This window comes from Algoriphagus zhangzhouensis (assembly GCF_900148515.1).
Classification (GTDB): Bacteria; Bacteroidota; Bacteroidia; order Cytophagales; family Cyclobacteriaceae; genus Algoriphagus; species Algoriphagus zhangzhouensis.
In genome coordinates, this window is sequence record NZ_FRXN01000003.1 from 355,985 (window position 1) to 370,340 (window position 14,356).

Annotated in this window: 10 protein-coding genes; 7 read left to right on the forward strand and 3 right to left on the reverse strand. The window is 39.0% G+C overall.

Features of this window, described 5'->3' with window-relative positions; translation table 11 throughout:
• Positions 1–34 precede the first annotated feature (34 nt).
• The 3 genes from BUF13_RS11910 (at position 35) to BUF13_RS11920 (ending at position 3,215) form a co-directional block, all read left to right on the forward strand.
• Complete coding sequence (locus BUF13_RS11910; RefSeq protein ID WP_073572029.1) at positions 35–712, forward strand: energy transducer TonB; 678 nt, start codon at positions 35–37, stop codon at positions 710–712.
• 172 nt (positions 713–884) lie between these two features.
• The gene (locus BUF13_RS11915; protein WP_073572030.1) at positions 885–1,556 is read left to right on the forward strand and encodes an energy transducer TonB; all 672 of its coding nucleotides are present in this window, start codon (positions 885–887) and stop codon (positions 1,554–1,556) included.
• Between the two features lie 99 nt (positions 1,557–1,655).
• Positions 1,656–3,215: an N-acyl-D-amino-acid deacylase family protein gene (locus tag BUF13_RS11920; protein ID WP_073572031.1), complete on the forward strand. Its 1,560-nt coding sequence runs from the start codon at positions 1,656–1,658 to the stop codon at positions 3,213–3,215.
• 27 nt (positions 3,216–3,242) lie between these two features.
• On the opposite strand, the gene BUF13_RS11925 is transcribed toward BUF13_RS11920, so the two are convergent.
• Genes BUF13_RS11925 through BUF13_RS11935 form a run of 3 tightly spaced genes read right to left on the reverse strand, consistent with a single transcriptional unit; the run spans position 3,243 to position 8,503 of the window.
• Positions 3,243–4,124: a YicC/YloC family endoribonuclease gene (locus tag BUF13_RS11925; protein ID WP_073572032.1), complete on the reverse strand. Its 882-nt coding sequence runs from the start codon at positions 4,122–4,124 to the stop codon at positions 3,243–3,245.
• An 11-nt stretch (positions 4,125–4,135) separates the two neighbouring features.
• Positions 4,136–7,438: a biopolymer transporter Tol gene (locus tag BUF13_RS11930; RefSeq protein ID WP_073572033.1), complete on the reverse strand. Its 3,303-nt coding sequence runs from the start codon at positions 7,436–7,438 to the stop codon at positions 4,136–4,138.
• An 18-nt stretch (positions 7,439–7,456) separates the two neighbouring features.
• A complete protein-coding gene (locus BUF13_RS11935; RefSeq protein WP_073572034.1) occupies positions 7,457–8,503 on the reverse strand; it encodes an NAD(P)/FAD-dependent oxidoreductase in 1,047 nt (348 codons plus the stop codon).
• Between the two features lie 55 nt (positions 8,504–8,558).
• Here BUF13_RS11935 and BUF13_RS11940 point away from each other — a divergent pair, with 55 nt between their 5' ends.
• The 4 genes from BUF13_RS11940 to porV are packed head-to-tail and all read left to right on the forward strand — an operon-like array spanning position 8,559 to position 14,354.
• On the forward strand, positions 8,559–9,212 hold the full coding sequence (locus BUF13_RS11940) for an MBL fold metallo-hydrolase (protein ID WP_073572035.1): 654 nt from the start codon (positions 8,559–8,561) through the stop codon (positions 9,210–9,212).
• Entirely contained in the window at positions 9,209–9,901 is a 693-nt protein-coding gene (gene pssA / locus BUF13_RS11945) for a CDP-diacylglycerol--serine O-phosphatidyltransferase (RefSeq protein WP_073572036.1), read from the forward strand. Before BUF13_RS11940 ends, pssA begins: the two co-directional genes overlap by 4 nt.
• The gene (porU, locus tag BUF13_RS11950; protein WP_073572037.1) at positions 9,898–13,137 is read left to right on the forward strand and encodes a type IX secretion system sortase PorU; all 3,240 of its coding nucleotides are present in this window, start codon (positions 9,898–9,900) and stop codon (positions 13,135–13,137) included. The genes pssA and porU overlap by 4 nt, the downstream gene beginning before the upstream one ends.
• Positions 13,134–14,354: a type IX secretion system outer membrane channel protein PorV gene (porV, locus tag BUF13_RS11955; RefSeq protein WP_073572038.1), complete on the forward strand. Its 1,221-nt coding sequence runs from the start codon at positions 13,134–13,136 to the stop codon at positions 14,352–14,354. The genes porU and porV overlap by 4 nt, the downstream gene beginning before the upstream one ends.
• Positions 14,355–14,356: the final 2 nt, after the last annotated feature.

Here is a 14,356-nt window from a genome sequence, read left to right on the forward strand (position 1 = left end):
AGAAAAAAATTAACCTGTATAAACCAAATTCGCAATGGAAGCAAAAAAGACTCCTAGTGCTGATCTAACCAAAAAGACGGGAATGTTCCTGAACTTAGGTTTGGCAGTGGCAGTAGGCCTTACTCTTGCTGCCTTCGAATGGAAGTCATTTGATGACGGAGCCCTTAAGGATCTAGGCATGACAGATGACAACTTTGAAGAGCTGCTGGATATTCCTATTACTGAACAACCACCGCCACCACCACCACCGCCGGTAGAGCAGCCTATCATTCAGGAAATTCCTGATGAAGTAGAAATTGAAGAAAAAATTGAGGTAAACTTTGACGTTGACGTTAAAGAAGAAACCGTAATCAAAGAGGTAGTTATCGCTGAAGCTCCAGTAGAAGAAAAAGCAGACGAAATCTTTGATGTGGTAGAAACTCAACCTCAGCCACCAGGTGGCATGTCTGGATGGAACCAATATCTTTCTAAAAACTTGAAGTACCCTACTCAAGCTAGACGAATGGGTATCGAAGGAACTGTAATCGTGGTTTTCGTAATCAACACTGATGGTTCTATTCAAGATGTTGAAGTATTGAGAGGTATCGGAGGCGGTTGCGATGAGGAAGCAGTGAAGGTAGTTAAAGAAGCACCTAACTGGGAACCAGGTAAGCAAAGAGGTCGTCCAGTACGTACTCGTATGAGACTTCCAATCCGATTCAAATTGAGCTAATTAATCCTAGCGATATAATGAAAGCCCCGAAAAATTCGGGGCTTTTTTTATGTCTAATCCAGAAATCCATTGACAACTTTTAACATAGTTAACATCCGTTAATTAACAGATTTTCAGACAATTACTAGGTAATTTCTATGGTAAATGATTTAAAACCTAATCTAATAACACCATGGAAACCAAAAAATACCCTAAGGCAGACCTAAAGAAATGGTCAGGAACTCTCATGAACTTAGGCTTAGCCACAAGCATTGGAATTTCACTAGTAGCCTTTGAATGGAAAAGCTATTCAGAAGGACCATTAAAGGAAATTTCTGCAAGCCAACAACAATGGGATGACTTAGACGTCCCTATTTCAATTCAGGCCCCTCCAACGAAACCTATTGAAGTAGCTCCTGTAATTATCCAAAAGCCTGATGAAATCGAAATAGATGATATGGATTTCAATATTGATGTAAATACAAGCGAGACAACTGAAATACCTGTAGTGGTATTGGTGGATAGTCCTCCCATTGAGGAAGACCCAGATGAAATAGTGGATTTCACCGAGGTCCAAGCTTCATTTAAAGGAGGAATGGAGGCTTGGTATGAATACTTGAGAAAAAATCTTAAATACCCATCTCAGGCAAGAAGAATGGGGACCGAGGGCACTGTCCTAGTCCGCTTTGTAGTAAATAAAGATGGATCTGTTCAGGATGTGGAATTACTCCGAACCATTGGAGGAGGATGTGATGAGGAAGCAATGAAAGTTATCCAAAACTCTCCCGCATGGAACCCCGGAAAAATGAGAGGAATACCTGTTCGATCAAGGCAAGTAATACCCATAAAATTCAAATTAAACTAAGAGAAAGGGCTTCGGCCCTTTTTTTATTATCCAAGTTTTGATAATTGGCTAAATCTTCTCCTTAGAATGCTTTATTTTAAACCCATCAACCCTTTATCTATGAAAAAGCTTCTTTTAATTATTTGTTTAATCGGCTTCTTTTCCTGCACTGAGGAATCTTATGACATTATCATTTTGAACGGAACTGTATTTGACGGTACTGGAAGTGATGGTCAACAGACGGATATAGGAATCATTGGTGATAGAATTACCAAAATTGGAGACTTATCGAAGGCAAATGCCAAAATAACAATTGATGCTTCTGGAAAGGCGGTTAGTCCGGGCTTTATAGATATGCATACTCATCTGGAACCTATCATGGAGATGCCTGAGGCAGAGAGCCTGGTAAGACAAGGAGCCACTTTAGCTCTAGGAGGACCAGATGGAAGTAGTCCCTGGCCTTTTGGCGAGTATTTGGATTCTTTGGAGAGAAAGGGAGTTGGCCCCAATCTAGCCTATTTGGTAGGACACAATACCATCAGGAGGACTGTCATGGGAAATGAGGATAGAGCTCCAAGCTCTCAAGAATTAGACACCATGAAATTCTATGTCCAAAAGGCAATGGATGAAGGAGCATATGGGATTTCAACAGGCTTGAAGTATTTACCAGGGACCTTTGCTAAGCGTGATGAAGTAGTGGAACTTTCTAAAATTGCTTCTGAGCAAGGTGGAATATATACCTCTCATTTAAGAGAGGAAGGATTAGGATTAATCGATGCAGTAAAGGAGGCGATTCTAATTTCTAAAGAGGCAAATATCCCAGTCGTTTTAACCCACCATAAAGCAATTGGAGTCAAAATGTGGGGTGCAAGTTCTCAGACATTGGCATTGGTTGACTCTGCAAGAAATGCTGGCTTAGACATCATGATGGACCAATATCCATACACTGCCAGTCACACTGGAATTTCTGTATTGATTCCTAGTTGGGCCCTCGAAGGGACAGAATTTGCTGAAAGGGTAAGTAACCCTTCGTTAAGAGATAGCATCAAAGCGGGCATTGTATTCAATATACTCAACGACAGAGGCGGAAGTGACTTAAGACGAATTCAATTCTCCAGAGTATCCTGGAAAAAAGAATTAGAAGGAAAAACTCTTCATGATTGGGCAATTCTGGAAGGTTTAGAACCAACCGTAGAAAATGGAGCTGACTTGGTCATTCAAGCTCAATTAAATGGAGGAACCGGAACAATCTATCATGCTATTGATGCTGGAGACGTGGCAAATATCATGAAACACCCAATGACCATGACCGGCTCAGATGGGAGGCTTTCCCGACCTGGCGAAGGACATCCTCATCCAAGAGCATACGGTACTTTCCCACGGGTTTTAGGATATTACGTCCGACAAGAAAAAGTATTAGACCTTCCTACCGCTATTCATAAAATGACTGGGCTTTCGGCCCAAAGATTAGGAATTTCTGATCGAGGCATCATCAAAGAAGGCTCCTATGCAGACATTACCATTTTCGACCCTGAAACAATCATTGACCAATCTACTTTTACAGATCCTCATCAATATCCTCTAGGAATAGACTATGTGATCATCAATGGGAAACTGGCTGTAGAGAAGGGGGAATTTAAAAATATCCGACCAGGGAAAATTCTTCGCAAGAATCAATAAAAAAAGGGGCTAAAGCCCCTTTCTGTTTTATAGAACGTTCATTGATTGTTCTTTGATTTTTTCAAGTTCATCTTTCATGAGAATCACATGCCTTTGGATACCTGCATCATTTGCTTTTGACCCAATTGTGTTGATTTCTCTTCCTATTTCCTGACTGATAAAGCCCAACTTTTTCCCTTGATTGGATTCCTCAGCCAAACATTTTTTGAAATATTTCAAGTGAGTATCTAATCGAACAATCTCTTCTGTGATATCCAACTTTTCGAAATAATAGATTAATTCTTGCTCGAATCGATTAGCATCAAAGGAATTTTCATCCAACCACTCTTGAAAATGATTTTTGATTCTGGATTGAATTCTTTCTTTTCTCGCTCCTTCATCAGCTTTTACACTTTCCAATCCTCCAGCAATGGTTGAGATATTTTCCAATAACTTCTCTTCCAACACTTTACCTTCATCAACTCTGAAATCATTACACTTTTTGACAGCTTCTGTAATTACTTTCTTCACCAATTCCCATTCAGCCTCTGTGTCTCCTTGTTCAGTATTTGTATTTGTAATTACCGAAGGGGCCTGTAAAGCCAATTTAAATAGCTCTGAGGGACTATCTCCCACTTGCTTTGCCAAAGCTGCAAACTTACCATAATACGCCTGAAACAGCTCTTCATTGATGGTCACGGGGATATCTGAAGACTTCTTTGCTAGAAACTCAATAGATAAACTAACCTTGCCACGCTCCAAAATGGACTGAACCAGGTTTCTTATTTCTAATTCTTTATCTGAAAATTGTCTTGGACTGCGAATTGATAAATCCAAAAATTTGGAGTTAAGAGTCTTCACTTCAACGTGAATCATAAACTCCTCATTTTCCCATCCGGCATTTCCGAAGCCGGTCATTGATTTAATCATGCTTTGTTTTTTTAGAAATTATAGCCCAAAGTTACATAGAACTTCAAATCTTCCGCCTCATAATTTCTAATTGGTCGGGCTACATCAAATTTCACGTAATAATTCAGCAAAACAGTTCTTAATCCCGCACCATAACTTTGAAGCCAAGGGTTGTTGAAATTATTCAAAACAATGGTAAATGGTGAGCCTTCTGTGTTGATTACCTCTGTATTTTGATCATTTACTCGTTCCCAAGGAGCTGACTCGTCCCATGCAGATCCGATGTCATAGAAACCTACCAGTTGGAAGTTCCGAATGAAGTTGGAAGTGATATTGCCTCTAGTTAAATAAGAGAAAACAGGAATTCTCAACTCAGTGGTGAAAGTAATTACATTATTCCCTCTAATTTCATCATAATCATACCCCCTCAAGTCCATAAAGTCTGCGAATAGAATATTTGAGTTTTCTACGCCTGTTGGGTTTCTAACTGGAGAAGACTCAGGCCTATTTGATGGAGGATTATAAAACTCGTTGAACAGCCAGTTATCCATCCCTCCTACTAAGTAGGTTTGAGGATTTTTCCCAAAGAAGGAACCAGCATATAATTTAGAAGCTAAGACAATATTCTTATGGATTACCTGATAGTTCCTGAAGTCTAGATAGAAATTACTAAAACTTCTATCGGCATGATTTAGTCCTTGATAATGAACAAAGCCTACCTTCCCTTTGAAACCAGTTTGGGAGTAAAGGCCAATTTGGCGGGTCTTATCAAAAACCAATTCAGCTTTTGCTCCTCCGTAATTCACATCGTATCGGTTCTCTTCCGGAACTTGTCCCAAAATCAAAGAATCAGGATTCAAATTGAAATATTGAGATTTTGCAAGGAAAGGAGCAACTGTAAAACGAGCATTTACATTGAAAGGGTAAGAAACTCCAGCTTCGACTTTTGTTAAGACATATTTTTGGAAAGTGATGTCTCCCTCAGATATCCTGATAGTTTTTCTATCAAATCTACCTCTGAAATCCAATCTGCCTGGCAGATACTCATATTCAAAATACAAATCTCCACCAGATCTAAAATCCAAAGCAGTGGTTACGCCTCCTTGAAATGAATGATTGTCCAAAAGGTCAGTCATCTTTCCCTGAAGGCTAATTCCAAATCCTCTCAAAGGATCTACAATAAATCGGGTATTGATATTATTGGTAAAGAACTGAGGTTCCATTCTTCTTGGTCCAACCACTCGTTTTTGCAAACCTTGTTTTCTAAAGCTTTCAAGAAGATTGATTTTATTTTCTTGACCTGCAGTAGAAGCCTGTTGACGATTAGGTACATTTTTAGGAAGTGTATCGAACGTATAATTCTCCGTATTGATTCCATTCCTGTTTTGGAACTTTAAACGATCCAAGTTGATGGAAGTGGTTTTGTTATTAGCAGTCGTATCGATCTGAACCTGATTTTCTTCTTTATTAGCTTGAGTTGGAAGTGATTCACCTCCCCTTTCGGCAGGTTCTTTTTGAGCCTCCTCCATTACTCTTCTAGCAGCGATTCTTTCATTCAAGCTTTTAGCTTGCTCCAATTGAACTCTCGGAGTACTTGGAGTGAATTGATCGGCTCCACTATAATTTTGCAAAATCAAGAAGCTTTCTTTTCCATCTCTAACAGAGAAAGCGATCTTATTCATTCTTGAATTCACATCGAAGGACTCCAAACTTAAATTATAACCGGAGATTTGGCTGGTAACCTGACTTCCAACAGTCATTCTCATCAGATTATTAATACCACTTAAATCACTAAGGTAGATCACCGAATTGGAGTTGACTTTCCGAGGCCTCATATTTTTACTAGAGGCATTGGTTAACCTAGATATTCGAAGAGTATCCCGATTTTCTATCAAAAACAGGTTGTAACTATCCTGAAACTTTTCCAGGCTTTCTTGATTCTTTGTAGAATCTACCTCATCTGTATAATTGGTGGAGTAAATGATAGTAGAATCATTTAAAAACATCGGAGTAAGATCATCAAACTCATCGTTTGTCAACCTTCTTCCTTGACCTCTTGTATTGAGGGTATAGATATCAGTTTTACCATTAGAAATGGCTGATAAAACCATATTTTTTCCAGTGCTATTGAAGTCAAGACTTAGAATCTCTGTAATATTTCTTAAGAAGATTTTGTCTTGATTGCTACCATCAATAGATCTCAATCTAAGAGTAGTAATTCCTCTTTTAAAAGAAGCTATCGCCAAATTTGCCGAATCCCGCCATGCTATCACCGGGGCTCTGAAATTCGGGTTCTGATCCTCATAAACCGCGCCTCCTTGCATCAAGGTTCTTTCATTGCCAGAGCTTATTTCTCGTATCTGAACCTTATACTTACCTCCATTATTGATCACATATGCCAGGTTCAATCCATCTGGGCTGAATTTGATATCATTGATCACACCAATAACTCGTTTTGAGGTCTCAGCTATAGCACTACCACGATCGATATCTCTAAAGTTTTGAGTTACCTGCTGATTGATAGTTAGATAATACTTTTTCCAATCATCTGTAAAAGTCTTATAATTCAACCCAACGGTATTGGCTATACTGTTTTCCTCATTTCTATTGATTCGAGAAAGATTCAGAATACTTGAAATATATCTTCTGCCGTACCTCTCTGCGATGTAGTTCCAAACAGATTGTCCTACCAAAGCCGCTTCAAGGGATTTGAGCTTTAAGATTTTGGGATTTTCATCCTCTTTTAAATAGTGACGGATGTAATCATCCATTTGCATACTCCAGCCTTTGGCTAGGTAAAGAGCAATACCATCTACATACCAATCAGGAAAGCCATTCATTAAATTGGACTGGAATGCATCTGCAACAGAAGCTCCATAAAGCATCTCTTGAATAATCACTTTGGAGGTTCCGTATATAAGATCTTCTTTGAAAAGATCCATTTCCCCTTTGAAGGCCACCTCTGCAATTAATCGACTGAAATTAGTCTGGCCCTCCTCGCTGAAAGTCTCTTTATTCAAATTCAGATTACTCTGCAAAAGCTCTTCAGGGGAGTTATAGATATAAATTTTCGGCTTGGTATAGGCTACATACCCGATCATTTGAGTCAGCCTGTTGAATTCAGATTCCAGGTATTCAATCGCCATTTTCGCATTGGCACCTCCACGGTCATAATAATAGACCTCAAAATTGTTGGAGGAATAGAAATACCATTCAAATTCTTTGTGTTGAACCCTGTTTTTACCGAACCGCTCTTGGTCAAATTGGGCGAATGCCCCTCCGGCAACCAGCCAGAAACCTAAAAAAAGAACAAATCGAGTCAACTTTATTTGCATTCTTAACGGTGATTTTGTCTAAATATAATTAAAATACCTAGCGATATCTACCTCAGATGGAATGCTTGTAGATTCTACTAGATATTGAAACATTATTTTGCTATAAAACGGTATCAGAGAAACACCTTTCGCTCCGAAACCATCGAATATGTAAACGTTTTGCTTATCAGGATGTTTTCCCAAAAATGGTTTTCTGTCCTTAGTAGCAGGACGTATTCCAACCTTATGTGATACATATGCCTCAATTGGTTGATTTACAAGGCCTGCTAAACGCACTGTCAATTCATTTTTCGCACTTTCTGTAGGCCCTTGATCCAAGTCATGCCAAGTGTAAGTAGATCCAACTCTATGAATTCCATCCCCTAAATGAACTCGAAAAACTCCCCGATTGACGATATAATCTGGGCAAAACTCTTGTTTTACCTCCAAAATCTCTCCTTTCACAGGTGCAAATGGGAGAAAATCAAAGAAGTTAGATTTGTGTGCTGCCACTCCATTACAAAAGATCAGGTTTTTAGCCTTGATTTCTTTGTAATTCCACATTCCATCCTCAAACTTCAAAAGCTCCAATTCCAACCATTCATTTTTCAAATCCTCTCCAAAATATCCTTTCATGCTATCCAACATGGTCATAATATCTAGCCAACCGCTATTTTTAAGCATGACACCTCCAAAAGGGTCGTTTAAAGATTCAGACTGACTTTCTTGAACAATTGCCTCCAAATAATCCGAAAAGGCTTTATCCGCACTATTCCCCATCCACTCATTCTGTTCTTCAATAGAAATAAAAGGTCTATAAATCGTTTGCTGATGAAGAAACTTTTCTCTGGAAATAGACTCCAATTCTTGATAAAAAGGGACTATCTCAGGGAAAAGCTGGTCTGCATTCCAAGTTTTGACCATTTTTCTACCCGTCACCGGATTAAATAGTCCTGCCGCTACCCTACTTGATTGATTAGATTCGGATCGATCAAATATCTGAATGCTAAAACCAGCCTTTTTCAATCGATAGCCTAAAGCCGTACCTGCTAGTCCTTGCCCGATGAGCAAAAAATCTCTTTCCATAGCTCAAAATAAAGGTTTTATTCCTTAATTTGTTTGTATTGGAAAGACAAAAACCATGTTGAAAATTAAGTCGTTCACCTTCAATCCTTTTCAGGAAAACACCTATGTTATCTACGATGATAAAGGAAATGCTGCGATCATTGATCCGGGATGCTATGAAAAGTATGAACAGCAGGAATTGCATAGTTTTATAGAAGGAGAAGGACTAAAACCTCAACTTCTTCTCAATACTCATTGCCACGTGGATCATGTGTTAGGAAATGCATGGGTAAAACGAACCTACGGAATTCCTTTTTTGATTCATCAAAATGAAGTAGCCGTATTAAATTCAGTACAGGTTTATGCTCCGAATTATGGATTTGCGCTTTATGAAGCTATTGAGCCAGATGGATACCTGAGTGAAGGCCATGATATCGAAATTGGTAGTGAAGAACTGAAGGTATTATTTGTTCCGGGTCATGCTCCAGGCCATGTGGTCTTCCATCATGAAGGGACAAACACTTGTATCGCTGGAGACACTTTATTCAGAGGAAGTATTGGAAGAACTGACCTTCCTGGAGGAAACCACGAACAACTGCTAACAAAAATAAAATCGGAACTTTTTAGCCTTCCTGATCAAACTGTCATTTATCCTGGGCATGGCCCAGAAACCACCATTGAGTTTGAAAAGATTCATAATCCATTTGTAGGCAAAAACGCATCCTTTTGAGTATCAAATCCCAAATCCCAAATAGCCTTACTTTGCTCAATCTTCTATCTGGTGTGATAGGAATTAGCTTTGTTTTGAATGGAAATATCCAGTCAGGCGCTTTATTCATAGTGCTTTCTGCCTTTTTTGATTTTTTCGATGGCTTTGCAGCCAGGTTATTGAAAGTTTCCGGCGAGCTCGGAAAGCAACTCGATTCTTTAGCGGATATGGTATCGTTCGGTGTGTTACCGGGCTTTATTGCTTTTCAGACATGTCAGCAGTTGACAGATTTGGAATGGCTCCCCTATCTAACCTTAATTATTCCAATTCTTTCTGCTTATCGATTGGCAAAATTCAACATTGACACCCGTCAATCCGACCGATTTATTGGAGTTCCTACTCCTGCCAATGCATTGTTTTTTAGCACTCTTCCTTTTCTGGGAGAAAAATGGAGGTTTTTGGATGGAATTCTTCTAAATCCTTGGTCTTGGGTGATTCTAGCCTGGATATTCTCAATCCTTTTGGTGAGCGAGATTCCATTAATTGCTTTGAAATTCAAAAACTTTAAACCAGCTGATAATCTTTTCAGGTATTCATTAATCGGACTTGGGGCTATATTACTATTGATTTTTGGAATCGGAGGAATACCTCTCATCATCGTATCCTATTTGATTCTTTCCCTGTTGGAAAATGCAATTGGAACCTCATGAAAGCTCAGTGGGTAAAAGTCTTTGTGATCTTCCTGATGGGATTACTTTCCCTTGAAAACTCTTTTGCCCAATCCCGTTATCTAAAAGTTCAAATTACCGAAGAAGGAGTATACAAGTTAGACTCTGAAACCCTTTCGGATTTTGGATTTAACAACTTGGAAAATATTGCTTTTTTCGGGTATCCAGGTTCTCTTCCTCAATTGGTATCAGAAAAATCGCTTAAGCTACAAGAAATTCCGACCCTTTTAAAAAATGGTGAGCTGTTTGTATTCCTTTCAGGAGCACATTCTTTTCAGTGGAATAAAGAATTAGAATATTCCCATCACATCTATCGTGATACTCTTTCTTATTTAATCGGAATAAAGGAAAAACCCTTACGGGTTAATTCCAAAGAAAGTGTTGCTGCAAGCCGAGTAAATACCTTGGTTTATGAATGGTCCGCTTTCAAAGGAGAAGAAACTAACATCTTGAATTCTGGCAGAACTTGGTATTCAAGCCCCATTTCTAGCGGTTCATTACGGTCAATTCCTTTTAGAAAATCTTCGGACTTAAGTGCTCCATGGAAAATATTTGGAACAATGATGGGACAAAGCATCAATGAAAGCTCGATCAGACTTTTAGAAAATGGAAATGAAATTTTTCAATCCATTATTCCTGCAATCCCCAATTCCAGTTACGGACTAAAAGGTAAAGAAATAAGGTTTGAATCGGACTTTTCTTCAAATCAAAACTCAATTCAAACAATTGAACTGAGTTATACAAGTTCAGATCCGAATGGAAATGGCTATTATGACTTCATCGCTTTAGGTGTCCCGACATCTACCGAAAACTTGAATCAAGGCATCTTTTTCAACCATTCTAAATCTCCCATTTTGACCAACAGCTCGGGTTTAGAGTATTGGAATGTCACAAACTTCTTCCAGCCAGAAGCTTTTGATTTTTCAATCGAAAAAGGGATTACTGGAAAAAAGATAGTCGCATTTAACCCAGACCAGACACCTCGTATTGAAAATATATCAGAGGTCAGCTTAGAATTAAGGGAGCAATCTTCTTGGCCGGAATTATTAATCATAAGTCCGAAGGCCTTTATTTCTGAAGCTGAGAAACTGAGAGTCCATAAATTGACTCAGGGGATTCAAGCGGATGTAATTGATGTCCAAGACATTTATGATTCTTTCGGCTATGGAAACCAGGATGTGGTGGCAATTAGGAATTTTCTAGCCTGGCATTTTCAAAAGGGGAAAACCTTAAAAAACGTCCTGATTCTAGGTAAAGGCACTTTTGACTTTAAAAACAAGTTGGGAGGAAGACCCAATTTGGTTCCAATCTACACAAGTAGAAATAGTCTAAATCCTTTGACGACTTATAGTTCAGATGATTTTTATGGACTTTTGGAAATAGGTCAAGGTATGTGGGAAGAATCCAAAGAAGGTGATGAGCTCTTACAGATCGGAGTAGGACGACTTCCCGTGATCACAGTTCAGGAAGCTGCTTTGGTGATTAATAAAATCATTGAATATGAGGCAAACCACAGTCTAGGTGATTGGAAAAGAAAGATCACCTTGATGGCAGATGATGGGGATAGCAATATCCATTTGAGGGATTCTGAAAAGCTGGCAGATTTACTTTTTACCAACTTTCCTGAATTTGACCAAAATAAGATTTATCTGGACCAATTTTCCCAAGTTTCAAATGGAGATTCACAAAGCTCTCCTGATGCAAAAGAAGAGCTACTGGAAACCTTGAAAGAAGGGACTCTTTTCCTCAATTATATCGGGCATGGAAATGAAACCACCCTGATGGAGGAGGAAATATTTAGAGTAGAAGACATCCCCAATTGGCCAGAATTTGATCAGCTCCCTCTCTGGATCACTGCAACATGTGAATTTGGCAGACATGATAGTCCTTTTATTCGTTCGGCAGCTGAGGAACTTCTAATTGCCAAAAACAAAGGTGCAATAGGACTTCTTACCACCGGCAGACCAGTTTTCAGCTCAGTAAATTTCACATTGAATCAAGCTTTTATTCAATCAGTCCTTGCGGCAGAAGATAGGATATATCAGGATTTAGGCACGATCTTCAGAAAGACGAAAAACAACAGTTTAAATGGGGCTTTGAACAGGAATTTTAGCCTTTTGGGTGATCCAAGTATGAGATTAGCTAGACCTGAGTTCCAAATCCAACTTACGTCCCTTAAAGACAAAGAGGGAAATGACTTGGAAACAATAGCCTCTTTGGAGGAAGTCAATTTTGAAGGAAAGATCATCAATTCTTCCCAAAGTTTACAGACTGGATTTGAAGGAGAGTTTACCTTAGAGATCAAAGTTCCAAATCAAATGGAAAAGACCCTAGGTGATGAAAGCCCACCTGTTGAGTTTCCTTTTGAAAAAGACAACCTGGTTCGTATGATGGGTCAGGTATCCAAGGGGGTTTTCCTGGGAAGATTTAAAATCCCAACGGGAATCGGAGAAGAAATATTAAAAGAAAACATCAAACTATTTGCCTTTAACCCTAATTCAAAACATGAAGCTTTTGGGGTTGAGGCAATTCAATTGGGTGGAATCCCAGCTCAAAATCGAGAAGATACAGAAGGCCCTTTGATAGAAGTAAGCGTAAATGAGCAACAAGCTCCCTGGATCTTCCCATCGAAAACACTTCCAATTCTAATTAACCTTTCTGACTCATCAGGAGTAGATATATCAGGGATTGATCCTGAAAAAAACCTGCAAATCACAATAAATGGCTCTAAAACCATTATATTAAACGCACAGTTTTCAAATATTGATGGTGACTTCAAACGAGGAAACGTCCTGTTAAAAGTCAACGATTTGAAGGAAGGAATAAATTTTCTTGAAATTCAGGCTACGGATTTAGCGGGGAATCAAAGTATCTTTCAATTTGAAATTCAAGTAGAAGGAAGTAATCGAATTCAAATCCTTGAACACATTGTTTATCCAAACCCAGCATCTGTTTCAAGTCAATTTGAAATCAAACATAATCGACCAAACGAGACCCTAAATCTATCAGTTGAAATAATAAATTTAAACGGTCAAATACTATTTAATGATTCTTATCGTTTAGTGGAAGCCGATGAAATTATTAGGGATTTGGAATGGATTTTTTTACAAAACCAAACCAAATATCCAGCAAAAGGAACTTATATTTACAAAATAACGCTTCACTCTGAAAAAGACGGGACCACAGATTCCGCAAGTGGAAAAATTGTCATTGAATGAAAATAAAAGCCATTAAGAAGGAGTTCGGATTACTTTTGGGGGCATTGACCCTAATGGGCTCTTCGGCATTGGCACAGAACTCAGTGGTTGTATCTGGTCAGGATCCTGACCGACGAGTGATCACTACAGCTGTACCATTCCTTAATTTTGCTCCCGACTCCAGACATTCTGCCATGGGCGATGTTGGTGTTGCAACTACTCCAGATGCGAATTCAGCACATTGGAATAGTGGTAAGTTGGCTTTTGTCGATGATCAAATGGGATTTTCGCTTTCCTACTCTCCATGGTTGGGAAAATTAGTCAATGACATGTCACTAAGCTACCTAACAGGTTTCTTCAAAATTGACGAAAACTCAGCATTTGGATTTGATATGCGCTACTTCAATATGGGCGATATTCAATTGACTGATGGGAGAGGAAATGAGCTAGGCGAATTCAATCCAAGAGACATAGCAATCGGAGCAACCTATTCGAGAAAGCTTTCCAGCTATTTAGGTTTGGGTATTTCCGCACGCTTTATTCATTCTAATCTTTCTGGAGCCATTTCTTCTGTAGGTGGAGCAGAAAGCAGACCCGGAGTAAGTGTAGGTACGGATGTAGGCCTATATTATAGCAAGCCGATTTTGGCTGGAAACAAAGAAGGCACTTGGTCTTGGGGGGTGAATATCTCCAACATCGGTCCGAAGATCACCTACAATAGTGCGGATGACTTGGATTATATCCCAACCAATCTACGAATCGGAACAGCTTATTCCATTGAGTTGAATGAGCTGAACGAATTGACTTTCGCTTTAGACTTCAATAAGCTTTTGGTACCAACTCCTCCAGTTTATCAAACCAATCCTGACGGAACTTTGGCAACTGATGAGGATGGAAACTTAATCATTGAGCCAGGAAGAGGAAAAGACCCTAATCGCCCATTGATTTCTGGAATGTTTGGTTCATTTGCGGATGCTCCTGATGGTTTTTCAGAGGAACTTCAAGAGGTAATGATTTCATTCGGTGCAGAATATGTCTACAATGACAAATTCGCTTTGAGAACTGGGTATTTCTACGAAAACAAAAACAAAGGTGGAAGGAAGTACTTCACCATGGGTGTAGGATTTGACCTAGAGAAAATAGGTTTTGACTTTTCCTACCTAGTCCCACAAACACAAAACAATCCATTGGCAGAAACCTTGAGGTTTACGCTGATGTACACCATTCCTAGCAACTAAAA

Coding starts and splice junctions, on each gene's coding strand:
- porV (WP_073572038.1), top strand. CDS start 13,134: ATGAAAATAAAAGCCATTAAGAAGGAGTTCGGATTACTTTTGGGGGCA.
- porU (WP_073572037.1), top strand. CDS start 9,898: ATGAAAGCTCAGTGGGTAAAAGTCTTTGTGATCTTCCTGATGGGATTA.
- BUF13_RS11910 (WP_073572029.1), top strand. CDS start 35: ATGGAAGCAAAAAAGACTCCTAGTGCTGATCTAACCAAAAAGACGGGA.
- BUF13_RS11930 (WP_073572033.1), bottom strand. CDS start 7,438: ATGCAAATAAAGTTGACTCGATTTGTTCTTTTTTTAGGTTTCTGGCTG.
- BUF13_RS11925 (WP_073572032.1), bottom strand. CDS start 4,124: ATGATTAAATCAATGACCGGCTTCGGAAATGCCGGATGGGAAAATGAG.
- BUF13_RS11920 (WP_073572031.1), top strand. CDS start 1,656: ATGAAAAAGCTTCTTTTAATTATTTGTTTAATCGGCTTCTTTTCCTGC.
- BUF13_RS11940 (WP_073572035.1), top strand. CDS start 8,559: ATGTTGAAAATTAAGTCGTTCACCTTCAATCCTTTTCAGGAAAACACC.
- BUF13_RS11915 (WP_073572030.1), top strand. CDS start 885: ATGGAAACCAAAAAATACCCTAAGGCAGACCTAAAGAAATGGTCAGGA.
- BUF13_RS11935 (WP_073572034.1), bottom strand. CDS start 8,503: ATGGAAAGAGATTTTTTGCTCATCGGGCAAGGACTAGCAGGTACGGCT.